The sequence below is a fragment of the Vannielia sp. genome, from assembly GCF_029212645.1.
In the GTDB taxonomy this organism is placed as follows: domain Bacteria; phylum Pseudomonadota; class Alphaproteobacteria; order Rhodobacterales; family Rhodobacteraceae; genus Vannielia.
Map to the genome: position 1 here is coordinate 33302 of NZ_JARGND010000025.1, position 11202 is coordinate 44503.

Consider the following 11202-nt stretch of genomic DNA (forward strand, 5'->3'; position numbering starts at 1 on the left):
CTCTCAGGTGCCCCCACCGATGAACTTGAAACGAATATGACCTATCTTTTGCCTAAATTTAAGAGGTCAGGCGGGAAAAGGGCCGATTTTCAGCAAAAACTGCCTCAATTAAGGCGAAACCGTCACAATTGGAGGGGGGATTAAATCTACCCCGGAAACAGTGGCTTGGCGGGGTATGAACTGTTGCTTGGGCCGTTAGGTAATGCCCCGAATCGCGCTGCCGCAATTTCACCTGAATTGGCTTCAATTCGGACCGAAATCGCTTCGATGCGGCGGTTTTTCTGGCCATTTGGGCGCGCTGACCCAGCGGCACTTTCGCCAACTGCGGCGCTGGCGCGGCGGCGAGGGGGGAATTGGGGGCAGAATGTGACAAGGTTAATATTGGGATAAGCTAGGTGAATTGAGCGGTGCTTGGAATTGGCAGCGCGGCGTGTCCGCTCAAGTCTTGCCAGCCCAAAGGCGGCGGGGCAGGGTGCGCGCACGGTGGGGTAAGGGCCGCTTTGGCGCCGGACTTGAAAATTATCGCATAAGTGCTATATTGAGGAACAGAAGAGATGGCCCAGTATGAGGTGGCCCCCTTGCCAGACTATATAGATGTGATCCTGAAAGAGTATGAAGGCCTGTCGCTGCCCTGCGCCGACGGCTTGCACACCATGATCGAACGTCTGGGCGAGCGCGAGCCATCGCTGCGGGATCGTTGCGGCCTTATGGCCGACCGCCATGAGCTATATGCGATCACGCTGCCGGACTGCCCGCGCCGGGCGCTGGTGGTGAGCATTGATGCCCGCGCCACGCCCCGCCCAAGGGTGGTGCATGGCACGCTGGCCATCGCCCCCGAGCTTGCCACCCGCGCGCGTGATCTAGCGCGCAGCCAGCTCGGCCTGATCAACCCCACATGGGAGCCTGCAAGATGACCAAGCACAGCAGCAAGACCACCTTTCATGAGCGGATGCGTGAGGCCCGCCCCGATGTGGCGGAGCGCCAGCAAGCGCATGCCACCAAGCGCGCCATTGCCAACCAGTTGCGCGATTTGCGTGATGCGCGTGGCCTGACGCAGGCCGATGTGGCCCGCGCCTCGGGCCTGAAGCAATCGACCGTATCGCGCCTTGAAGCGCTGACCGGGCCGGTGCCGACCATGGCCTCGATCGAGCGTTATGTGGCCGCCTGTGAGGGGCATATGGCGCTGGTGATTTCGGCGCAGGAGATCAGCCTGCCCGATGCCGCTGCCTGACTTGCTGTGGTGGCTCAACTTTGCGGCCTTTTGCGGGGTCGCGGTGCTTTCGGTGCCGGTGTGGTCGCTCAACTTTCGCCGCAAGCGCCTGCAAGCCCTGCGCGATGCGGACCGCGCCGCCGGGGCGGATGATGGCGATTTTCGCACGCGCGCGCGCCAGCTTTTGATCACCCGCCATCAGCGCAATGTCGAGGACTGGCGCCGCCTTGACCAGGCCTGCCTTGCGCTGGGCTACGCGCTGCTGCTTGGTTCGTCCTTCATGCGGCTTTGGCTGTAGGTCTTGCGCTCTCCACCAGTGGCCCGGTGGCCGTTACACGCCCGTTAACCACTCTTGCGTTACGAAGGCGTGAGAAAGTGGCGGGGCGCTCTGGGTCTTGCAAGAAATCATGTGTCATGCTGCCGCACCCCGGCTAGGGTCAGGGGGCGAATCCCGTGCCAGAAGGTGCGGCCAGCGAACAGGGGAGGAGCCGCCATGCAGCAGCCCGTAAACGAACCGACATTCCGCCAATCTGTAGATGTGATGTTCAACCGCGCGGTCGCGCTGATGGACCTGCCGCCGGGCCTCGAACAGAAGATCCGCGTGTGCAACGCCACCTATACAGTGCGCTTTGGGGTGCGCCTGCGTGGCAAGATCGAAACCTTCACCGGCTACCGCTCTGTCCATTCCGAGCATATGGAGCCGGTCAAGGGTGGTATCCGCTTTGCTCTTTCGGTGAACCAGGATGAGGTTGAGGCGCTGGCCGCGCTGATGACCTATAAATGCGCCCTGGTTGAAGCGCCGTTTGGCGGCTCCAAGGGCGGGCTGTGCGTGAACCCGCGGGACTATGACGATCACGAGATGGAGCTGATCACCCGCCGCTTCGCCTATGAGCTGATCAAGCGAGACCTGATCCACCCGGCGCAAAACGTGCCCGCCCCCGATATGGGCACCGGCGAGCGCGAAATGGCGTGGATTGCCGACCAGTATCAGCGGATGAACACCACCGATATCAACGGGCGCGCCTGCGTAACCGGCAAGCCGCTGAACAACGGGGGCATTCACGGCCGGGTGGAGGCAACGGGCCGTGGGGTGCAGTATGCGCTACGCGAGTTCTTCCGCGAGTCCGCCGATATGGAGGCCGCCGGTATGAAAGGCTCGCTGGATGGCAAGCGGGTGATCGTGCAGGGCCTTGGCAACGTGGGCTACCATGCGGCCAAGTTCCTTTCGGAGGACGATGGTGCGTTGATCACCGGCATCATTGAGCATGACGGCGCACTCTATAGTGACACCGGCCTTGATGTAGAGGCGGTGCGGGCGTGGATTCTGGGGCATGGCGGGGTGAAGGATTACCCCGATGCCAGCCACACCGCCGAGGGCGCCAAGGTGCTGGAGCATGATTGCGATATCCTGATCCCCGCCGCGCTGGAGGGGGTGATCAACCTTGAAAACGCCGAGCGGATCAAGGCTCCGCTGATCATCGAAGCGGCCAACGGCCCGATCACGGCGGGGGCCGATGAGGTGCTGAACGCGAAGGGCACGGTGATCATTCCGGATATGTATGCCAACGCTGGCGGTGTGACAGTGAGCTACTTTGAGTGGGTGAAAAACCTGAGCCATATCCGCTTTGGCCGGATGCAGCGCCGCCAGGAAGAGGCCCGCCACGAGCTGATCGTGAGAGAGCTGGAGCGGCTTGACCGGCATCTGGGCGATGCTTGGTCGATGACGCCGAATTTCAAGCAGAAGTACTTGCGCGGGGCCGATGAGCTGGAGCTTGTGCGCTCTGGCCTGGATGACACGATGCGCATTGCCTACCAATCCATGCGCGAGGTTTGGCACGGGCGCTCGGACGTTAGCGATTTGCGCACCGCAGCCTATCTGGTCGCGATTGACCGGGTGGCCTCCAGCTACCGCGCCAAGGGGTTGTAACGCGTTTGCGCCCCTCGCGGTGCTCGGGATTTGCTGCCGGTGGCCTCGCTACGCTCGGGGTTTTCTTCCGGTGACCTCGCTGTGTTTGGCCTTGGCCTCCGGTCGCCTCGCGGGGCTCGGCGCCTGATGGGGTTGTGCTTGATTGGAGGCTTTGGAGCGAGCTTTTGAGCAGGCAGGTTTTTAGCTGGAGGGTTTCAGGGCGGGTTTCCGCGGGCCTGCCGGCCATGTTGGGCCCGGCGCAGGAGGTGCGGGGCGATTGCTTGGCGTGGATTGACCGTGCGGAACATCTGGCTGCGCACCTTTGGCTGCGGCGATCACCACCCGGAGGTGGATCAACGAAAACCCGGGGTTCTTGGCTTAGAACAGGTCGCCCTGTTCGGGGGGCGGGGCCTTGGGTTTGGGGGGCTTCTTGGTGGCGCTCCGGCCAAGGCTGTGGCGCCCATCCTGGAACTCGATCTCCAGCGGCGAGGTGGCCTTGGCGGCGCGGGCGGCGGTGGTGATGACGGCTTCGCCCTCGCGGACCACGGCGAAGCCGCGCTTCAGGGTTTCTTCATAGCCCAATGAGCCGAGCAGGCGGGCGAGGCTTTGCAGACGTTTGGTGCGGGCCTCGGCCTGGCTGCGCTGGTTGGTGGCGAGCCGGGAGGTGAGGGCGGTGAGCCGCTCTGACTGGTGGCGCGTGCGGGCGGTAATGAGCTGAGGGCGCAGCATGGCGGTGCGCTGGGCGAGGCGTTCGCGCTCGCGATTGGTGCGGCGCATGAGCGCCGGGGCAAGGCGGGCGGCGCGGGCATCAAGCGCTTCGCGGCGGCGGCCAAGGCTGGCGTGGATCGACTGCGGGCGCAGGCCGGCGGCGGTGGTGGCCAGCTCGCTGCGCCGCTTCAACAGGCCTGCACGTAGCGCCGGGGCGAGGCGGGCGGTGAGATGATCGAGCCGTTGCTGGGCCTGCGCGATGAGCGCCTCGGGGCGGGGCAGGGCGCGGGAGAGGTCCTGAAGGCGCTGGCGGCGGCGGGTGATTGCCTCGTTCACGCCGCGCTTGAGGCGGGCGCCGGATTGATCGACGGTGGCCATCAGTTCCAAGCGCACCGGCACGGCGATTTCGGCGGCGGCGGTGGGGGTGGGGGCGCGCCGATCTGCGGCGTGGTCGATCAGGGTGGTGTCGGTTTCGTGGCCGACCGCAGAGATCAGCGGGATGGCGCTTTCGGCGGCGGCGCGCACGACCTCTTCTTCGTTGAAGCCCCAAAGGTCTTCGATCGAGCCACCGCCCCGCGCGACGATCAGCAGATCAGGCCGGGGCAGCTTGCCGCCCGCTTTCATGGCGTTAAAGCCCCGGATCGCGCGGGCAACCTGCGGCGCACAGTCCTTGCCCTGCACCGCCACCGGCCAGACCAGCACCTTGCGCGGAAACCGATCCCGCAGGCGGTGCAGGATATCGCGGATCACCGCGCCCTGGGGCGATGTGATGACGCCAATGACCTCTGGCAGGAATGGCAGTGGGCGCTTGCGCGAGGGGTCAAACAACCCTTCGGCGGCCAGCGCGACGCGGCGCTTTTCAAGCATCGCCATCAGCGCGCCGACCCCGGCGACCGAAACCTCGACCGCGTTCATCTGGTATTTTGACTGGCTGGGGAAGGTGGTGAGCTTGCCCTGGGCAACCACTTCCATGCCCTCTTCGGGGATCACCGAAAGGTTTGAGACCTGCCCTTTCCAGGTGGTGCAGGCGAGCACCGAGCGATCATCCTTGAGGTCAAAGTAAAGGTGGCCGGAGCGCGCCCGCACCACGCGGCCGACCTCGCCCTTGACGCGCACGAAGCCAAACTCGCCCTCGACCACGCGTTTGACCGCGCCGGAGAGTTCGCTGACCGAAAACTCAGGCGTGTTTTCGCCGGGGGAAGGATCGTCGATCAGGTCCATGCGCCTGCCTTGTGCTGCTTTGGCGGTGAGCTTAGAACGCCCGGTAACAAAGGCCAAGGGAGCAAGCGATGAACATTCTCATTCTCGGCGGCGGCGGGCGCGAGCATGCGCTGGCCTGGGCGGTGCAGCAAAACCCTAAGTGTGACCGGCTGATCGTGGCGCCGGGCAATGCGGGCATTGCGCTGATCGCGGAATGCGCCTCGCTGGATATCGAGAATGGCGGTGCTGTCATGGGGTTTTGCGAGGAAAACGCCGTGGATTTCGTGGTGATCGGCCCCGAGGCCCCGCTGGCGGCGGGCGTGGCGGACCGGCTGCGCGAGGGGGGAGTTTTGTGCTTTGGGCCTTCGGCGGCGGCGGCGCGGCTGGAGGCCTCGAAGGGCTTCACCAAGGAGATATGCGATGCTTGCGGCGCGCCAACGGCGGGTTATGCGCGGTTTAGCGAAGCGGGCGCGGCGAAGGACTATATCCGCCAGCAAGGCGCGCCGATTGTGGTGAAGGCCGATGGGCTGGCCGCGGGCAAGGGCGTGATCGTGGCGATGGACGAGGCCGAAGCGCTGGCGGCGGTTGATGACATGTTTGGCGGGGCCTTTGGCGGGGCCGGGGCCGAGGTGGTGATCGAGGAGTTCATGGAGGGGGAAGAGGCGAGCTTTTTCATCCTGTGTGACGGTGAGAACGTGCTGCCGATGGGCACCGCGCAAGACCACAAGCGGGTGGGCGAGGGCGATACCGGCCCCAACACCGGCGGCATGGGGGCCTATTCTCCCGCGCCGATCATGGATGAGGCGGTGACGCAAAAGGCGCTGGAGGAGATCGTGAAGCCCACGGTGGCCGAGATCGCCAGGCGCGGCACGCCCTACCAGGGGGTGCTTTACGCGGGCTTCATGATCAAGGACGGCCAGCCGAGGCTGGTGGAATACAACGCGCGGTTTGGCGATCCGGAGTGCCAGGTGTTGATGCTGCGGCTCGGCGCGCAGGCGCTGGATTTGCTGCTGGCCGCTGCTGACGGACGCCTCGAAGAGATGCAGGTGACATGGGCCGAGGACCACGCGATGACGGTGGTTCTGGCCGCCAGGGGCTATCCGGGCAGCTACGAGAAAGGCTCGGTGATTGGCGGGCTGGAGGGCTTGCCGGAGGACAGCATGAACATGATGTTCCACGCGGGCACCATGGCAGATGGCGGCAAGGTGCTGGCCAATGGCGGGCGGGTGCTGAACGCCACCGCGCGGGGGGCAACCCTGCAAGAGGCCCGCGACCGCGCCTATGCGCTGGCCGAGGCGGTGGAGTGGCCCGAGGGGTTTTACCGCCGCGATATCGGCTGGCGGGCGCTTTAGGCTATTTGTCGAGCGGCAGGCCGGAGGGCACGGCAACGGGGATGCCGAGCGTGCCGGTGATTGCGCCGCTGTCGGTGAGGCTTTCGAGGAAGGCCATGAGCGCGGTGAGGTCACTTTCGCTCAGCGGGCGGTCTTCAACCTCGATGGCGGCGAGGAGGGCGGCGCGGTCTTCTTTAATGGTCAGCGGGTAGAGGGCATCTTCAAGGTGATCGGTGAGTGCGGCGAGTTTGACGCCGTCGCCGGTGAAGGCTTGAAGCGCGGCGCGCGGCGCGCTGTGGGCTTGCAGAAAGCTGCGCAACTCGGCGTAGGCCCCGGTGTGGCCGTAGGGCGCGGTGGCGGTGACGTTGCGCAGCGAGGGCGTGCGGAAGGCGTAGGCATCCGAGGCCTGTCCGGTAACGCGCATTCGGCCCAGATCGCGGCGGTGGTTTTCAAAATCGGCGTGTTTGCCGGGGCCAAGCTGGGGCACGCCCATCGCGTGAAAGCTGTGATCGGTGAGCAGCGCACCGGAGTGGCATGAGGCGCAGCCAAGTTCGCCGTAAAAGAGCTGCATTCCGGCGAGGGCCTCGGCGGAAAGCGCGGTTTTATCGCCGCGCAGATAGGCATCGAACGGCGCGTTATCGGCCCGCCACTCCGCGGCCATGAAGCCCGCGATGGCGTTGGAGATATCAGTGAAGTGGATCGCGCGCCCCTGCCGGATATCGGGGTAGGCGGCGGCAAAGAGGGCGGGGTAGCCCTTGGTTTCGGCCACGCGGCGGGCGATGAGATCCCACGCGCCGCCGGGGCCGGTGATGCGCCCTGAGCGCACCGCTTTGGCGATGTCGTTCTCGTGCACGTGGCCGGCCATTTCTGAAGGGGAGAGCACCGGGAACATGGTTTGCGCCGAGAGCACGCCGGAAAAGCCCGTCTCCATATCCGCGCCCATCGGGGTGCGAAAGCCGTGCGGGCGGCTGGGGTCTTTCTCAATCCGGCCATCGTGGAACAGCGCGGTGATCTCATGGGCCCCAAGGTTGAACAGCGCGGGCGCGTTGCGGGGGATGAACTCTTCTGGCGGGTTGGCGGGATCAACCACGCGCGCCGGGCCAAGGCCAAGCCCGCCTTCGCCCATGCCAAGCGCCAGCCCATCCGAGGTGCCAAGCGTGGGGTGGTGGCAGGTGGCGCAGGCGATATTGCGATTGCCCGAGAGGATCGGGTCATAAAACAGCAAGTGGCCCAGCTTGGCCTCGGCCGCGCTGACGGCCATGAAATCTGCATCACGTAGCGGGGCGGGAAGCGGCAGATCATCGGCGGCACTTGCGCCATTGGCGGCGAGCAGCAGGGCGAGGGCGAGCAGGCGCCTAGGCATAGGCGGTTTCTTTTTCGGCCAGGGAAACAAGGCGCGGGGGGGCAAGCGGCTTGCCATTGGGAAAGAGCGGATTGCGCTTTTGCGCCCGCGCCAGCCATCCGCTGAGCATGATGGTGAAGACCCCGGCAAAGGCGGCGGTGGTGCGCCCTTCGGTCGCTGGCAGGCCTTGGGGCAGCGGGCGCTCTTTGGGGATGTTCACGCGGGCCAGCACCGGGCCAAGGGTGTCTTTCGCGACGATGCCATGCACCAGCGCCCCAAAGAAAGGAAAGCCGGGGCCGCCGGTGGTGTTGCCCAGCGGGGTGTTGCAGCAGGCGGCATACCAGCGCGAAAGGCCCTTGGGAGAAAGCTTGAGCGCGGCGATATCCTCGGCTCCCTTGGCGATGGAGAGGCGGTCACAGCGGATTTGCAGGATGTCGCTGCCATCGGCGCTGTCCAGCACATCGGTGCGGCCAAGCAAACGGGCGAAAGCGCGGCAGGAGTTGCAGTGGCAGATGATGCGGTTGCCCTGCGGCGGCGCGGGCCGGGGGGCAATGTGCAGCACGACATTGCCGCAATCGCAGGCAAGGCTGATCGGGGTCATGGCGCTCTCCTGTTTGGGGAAGACTTTAGGCGAGGCAGGGGGCGCATGCAAACTGCGGGCGCGCATGAAGCATGACAGGTTGGTGCCGCAGATTTGTGCCACAGACTTGGGCCGCAGATTTGTTCCACAGTGTGCAATGGTTCCGATATCTGGGGTCATCGGGGTAGCGCGGAGCGGGGAGCCGCCGGATGGGTGAAAAGTGATTCGCTTATCCCTTCCCATGCGAATCACCTTCTGTTACGCTGCCAACAGACCCGGAAAACCGGGCGCAACGGCAGGTCAGGCAGTCTGATGACAGAAATGGTATTTGGCACGGCTCCCGTCCGCACGGGCGATCCGGTGCTTCCCCGATGGTGGCGCACGATCGACCGGTGGTCGATGTCGTCGATCCTTATTCTCTTTGGCATTGGCCTGCTTTTGGGCCTTGCGGCCTCGCCGCCTCTGGCCGCGCGCAACGGGCTGGACCCGTTTTACTATGTGCAGCGGCAGGCGTTTTTTGGCGGGGTGTCGCTGGCGGTGATGTTTGCCGTGTCGTTGATGAGCCCGCTGATGGTGCGCCGTTTGGCGGTGCTTGGCTTTTTGGGGGCTTTCGTGGCGCTGTTGCTGCTGCCTTTCCTTGGCACAGATTTTGGCAAGGGCGCGGTGCGGTGGTATTCGCTGGGCTTTGCCTCGGTGCAGCCTTCGGAGTTTTTGAAGCCCGGATTCGTGGTGTTTTCGGCGTGGCTTATGGCCTCCAGCCAGGATGTTGGGGGGCCGCCGGGCAAGATGTTTTCCTTCCTGTTGGCGGTGATCATCGTTGGCCTTCTGGTGTTTCAACCTGACTTTGGCCAAGCCTCGCTGATCCTGTTTGCCTGGGCGGTGATGTATTTTGTGGCCGGGGCGCCGATCACCCTGCTGGTGGGCGTGGCCGGGATGGTCGTGCTGGGCGGCTTTATGGCCTATGAAGGCTCTGAGCACTTTGCGCGCCGGATTGATGGCTTTCTTTCTCCCGATCTCGATCCGCGCACCCAGCTTGGCTATGCGACCAATGCGATCCGCGAGGGCGGCTTTTTTGGTGTGGGTGTGGGCGAGGGGCAGGTGAAATGGTCACTCCCCGATGCGCATACCGATTTCATCATCGCGGTGGCGGCTGAGGAATATGGGCTGGTGCTGGTGGCCTGCATCATAGCGCTTTACGCGACCATCGTGGTGCGCTCGCTGCTGCGGCTGATGCGTGAGCGCGATCCGTTCATCCGGCTGGCGGGAACGGGGCTGGCGTGCATTTTTGGGGTGCAGGCGATGATCAACATGGGGGTGGCGGTGCGCCTGCTGCCCGCCAAGGGGATGACGCTGCCGTTTGTGTCTTACGGCGGTTCCTCGATGATTGCAGGGGGCATCCTTGTGGGGATGCTGCTGGCCTTTACCCGCACAAGGCCGCAGGGCCAGATCGGTGACATCCTATTGAGGCGGCGGTAGCGGCATGGCAGGCAAGGCTCCCCTTTTGATCATCGCGGCAGGCGGCACCGGCGGGCATATGTTCCCGGCGCAGGCGCTGGCCGAGGCGATGCTGGAGCTGGGCTGGCGGGTAAAACTTTCGACCGATGAGCGCGGCGCGCGCTATACCGGCGCCTTCCCCGAGGCGGTGCAGATCGAGAAGGTCGGCTCGGCCACCTTCGCCCGTGGCGGCGTGCTGGCCAAGCTGGCGGTGCCGTTCCGGATTGCCGGGGGCACGCTGGCGGCCGCGGCGCAGATGGTATCAGACAAGCCCGCCGTGGTGGTGGGCTTTGGCGGCTATCCCTCGATCCCGGCGCTGGCGGCGGCCACCTTGCTGGGCCTCCCCCGCGCGATCCATGAGCAAAACGGCGTGCTTGGCCGGGTGAACGAGCTCTTTGCCAAGCGGGTGCAGGCGGTGGCTTGCGGCACATGGCCCTCCGCGTTGCCCGAGGGCGTAGAGGGCCGTGACATTGGCAACCCGGTGCGCGGCGCGATCTTTGAGCGGGCCGGGGCACCTTATATTCCGCCCGGCGATTACCCGATGTCGATCCTCGTGATGGGCGGCAGCCAGGGCGCGCGCATCCTTTCGGATGTGGTGCCGGAAGCGCTGACCAGCCTGCCCGAGCCGCATCGCCACCAGTTGCGCATCTCGCATCAGGCGCGCGCCGAAGACGCTGAGCGCGTTACCCAGCATTACGCAGAAGCCGGGATGGAGGCCGATGTGCAGCCGTTCTTCCATGATGTGCCAGAGCGCATGGCCGAGGCGCAGCTTGTGATCAGCCGCGCCGGGGCCTCTTCGGTGGCCGATCTTTCGGTGATTGGCCGCCCGTCGGTGCTGATCCCCTATGCCGCCGCCACCGGGGACCACCAAAGCGCCAATGCCCGTGGGCTGGTTGACGCAGGTGCCGCCGTGTTGATCCCCGAAAAACGGCTTGACCCGGCATCCCTTGCAGAGCAAGTGCAGGCCATTCTCGAAAATCCGGGCGGGGCGGCGCAAATGGCGATGGCCGCGCTCAGGACCGGCAAGCCCGATGCAACCGAGCGGCTGGTGGCGCTGGTACTGGAGCTATCGGGGGCGGAGGCGATCACGCAGGATACGACGACGGGTTAGGCGGAATAGGCGGCGACGAAGCAGGCGGAGACGAAACCGACCGGGGACAACCTTGGCGTGCAGTGGTAACGATAAGAAATTGGGGCAAGTGAGATGGACGGAAGCAATATCATGCAGGGTGTAACCAAACTCCCCACACAGTTGGGCGCAATCCACTTTGTGGGCATCGGCGGGATTGGCATGTCGGGGATTGCCGAAGTGCTGCTGAATTTCGGCTACCAGGTGCAGGGCTCTGACCTGAAGAAAAGCAAGATCACCGAGCGGCTCGAAAGCCTGGGCGCGACGATCCATGAAGGCCAGCGTGCCGAAAACCTTGAAAA

Annotated in this window: 11 protein-coding genes; 8 read left to right on the forward strand and 3 right to left on the reverse strand. The window is 64.9% G+C overall.

Going from position 1 to position 11202, the window contains the following annotated elements:
• Positions 1-554: 554 nt before the first annotated feature.
• The 4 genes from P1U55_RS09700 (at position 555) to P1U55_RS09715 (ending at position 3137) form a co-directional block, all read left to right on the forward strand.
• Positions 555-914, forward strand: coding sequence for a hypothetical protein (locus P1U55_RS09700; protein WP_301047375.1), 360 nt, complete (start codon positions 555-557; stop codon positions 912-914).
• Positions 911-1231: a helix-turn-helix transcriptional regulator gene (locus P1U55_RS09705; protein WP_301047376.1), complete on the forward strand. Its 321-nt coding sequence runs from the start codon at positions 911-913 to the stop codon at positions 1229-1231. The genes P1U55_RS09700 and P1U55_RS09705 overlap by 4 nt, the downstream gene beginning before the upstream one ends.
• On the forward strand, positions 1218-1508 hold the full coding sequence (locus P1U55_RS09710) for a hypothetical protein (protein WP_301047377.1): 291 nt from the start codon (positions 1218-1220) through the stop codon (positions 1506-1508). The genes P1U55_RS09705 and P1U55_RS09710 overlap by 14 nt, the downstream gene beginning before the upstream one ends.
• Positions 1509-1703: 195 nt before the next feature.
• The gene (locus tag P1U55_RS09715) at positions 1704-3137 is read left to right on the forward strand and encodes a Glu/Leu/Phe/Val dehydrogenase (RefSeq protein WP_301047378.1); all 1434 of its coding nucleotides are present in this window, start codon (positions 1704-1706) and stop codon (positions 3135-3137) included.
• Between the two features lie 357 nt (positions 3138-3494).
• Here P1U55_RS09715 and xseA read toward each other — a convergent pair whose 3' ends face one another.
• The gene (gene xseA, locus P1U55_RS09720) at positions 3495-5045 is read right to left on the reverse strand and encodes an exodeoxyribonuclease VII large subunit (RefSeq protein ID WP_301047379.1); all 1551 of its coding nucleotides are present in this window, start codon (positions 5043-5045) and stop codon (positions 3495-3497) included.
• Between the two features lie 68 nt (positions 5046-5113).
• Here xseA and purD point away from each other — a divergent pair, with 68 nt between their 5' ends.
• Positions 5114-6376, forward strand: a complete 1263-nt coding sequence (gene purD, locus P1U55_RS09725) for a phosphoribosylamine--glycine ligase (protein ID WP_301047380.1) — start codon at positions 5114-5116, stop codon at positions 6374-6376.
• A 1-nt stretch (position 6377) separates the two neighbouring features.
• Here the strand turns inward: purD and P1U55_RS09730 are convergent, their stop codons facing one another.
• Complete coding sequence (locus P1U55_RS09730) at positions 6378-7718, reverse strand: cytochrome c peroxidase (RefSeq protein ID WP_301047381.1); 1341 nt, start codon at positions 7716-7718, stop codon at positions 6378-6380.
• Complete coding sequence (locus P1U55_RS09735) at positions 7711-8298, reverse strand: DUF6151 family protein (RefSeq protein WP_301047382.1); 588 nt, start codon at positions 8296-8298, stop codon at positions 7711-7713. Before P1U55_RS09735 ends, P1U55_RS09730 begins: the two co-directional genes overlap by 8 nt.
• A 291-nt stretch (positions 8299-8589) precedes the next feature.
• Between P1U55_RS09735 and ftsW the strand changes: the two genes are divergently transcribed.
• The 3 genes from ftsW to P1U55_RS09750 form a co-directional block, all read left to right on the forward strand.
• Positions 8590-9753 (forward strand): putative lipid II flippase FtsW, encoded by a 1164-nt coding sequence (gene ftsW / locus P1U55_RS09740; protein WP_301047383.1) that lies wholly within the window; start codon positions 8590-8592, stop codon positions 9751-9753.
• Between the two features lie 4 nt (positions 9754-9757).
• The gene (locus P1U55_RS09745; protein WP_301047384.1) at positions 9758-10882 is read left to right on the forward strand and encodes a UDP-N-acetylglucosamine--N-acetylmuramyl-(pentapeptide) pyrophosphoryl-undecaprenol N-acetylglucosamine transferase; all 1125 of its coding nucleotides are present in this window, start codon (positions 9758-9760) and stop codon (positions 10880-10882) included.
• Between the two features lie 93 nt (positions 10883-10975).
• On the forward strand, positions 10976-11202 hold a 227-nt coding region (locus P1U55_RS09750; protein WP_301047385.1), incomplete at its 3' end, for a Mur ligase domain-containing protein.

What these genes read in the sequence shown, in the direction of transcription:
- P1U55_RS09715 (WP_301047378.1), top strand. Translation starts at nt 1,704, where the DNA reads ATGCAGCAGCCCGTAAACGAACCGACATTCCGCCAATCTGTAGATGTG.
- ftsW (WP_301047383.1), top strand. Translation starts at nt 8,590, where the DNA reads ATGACAGAAATGGTATTTGGCACGGCTCCCGTCCGCACGGGCGATCCG.
- P1U55_RS09710 (WP_301047377.1), top strand. Translation starts at nt 1,218, where the DNA reads ATGCCGCTGCCTGACTTGCTGTGGTGGCTCAACTTTGCGGCCTTTTGC.
- P1U55_RS09700 (WP_301047375.1), top strand. Translation starts at nt 555, where the DNA reads ATGGCCCAGTATGAGGTGGCCCCCTTGCCAGACTATATAGATGTGATC.
- P1U55_RS09730 (WP_301047381.1), bottom strand. Translation starts at nt 7,718, where the DNA reads ATGCCTAGGCGCCTGCTCGCCCTCGCCCTGCTGCTCGCCGCCAATGGC.
- P1U55_RS09735 (WP_301047382.1), bottom strand. Translation starts at nt 8,298, where the DNA reads ATGACCCCGATCAGCCTTGCCTGCGATTGCGGCAATGTCGTGCTGCAC.
- xseA (WP_301047379.1), bottom strand. Translation starts at nt 5,045, where the DNA reads ATGGACCTGATCGACGATCCTTCCCCCGGCGAAAACACGCCTGAGTTT.
- purD (WP_301047380.1), top strand. Translation starts at nt 5,114, where the DNA reads ATGAACATTCTCATTCTCGGCGGCGGCGGGCGCGAGCATGCGCTGGCC.
- P1U55_RS09705 (WP_301047376.1), top strand. Translation starts at nt 911, where the DNA reads ATGACCAAGCACAGCAGCAAGACCACCTTTCATGAGCGGATGCGTGAG.
- P1U55_RS09745 (WP_301047384.1), top strand. Translation starts at nt 9,758, where the DNA reads ATGGCAGGCAAGGCTCCCCTTTTGATCATCGCGGCAGGCGGCACCGGC.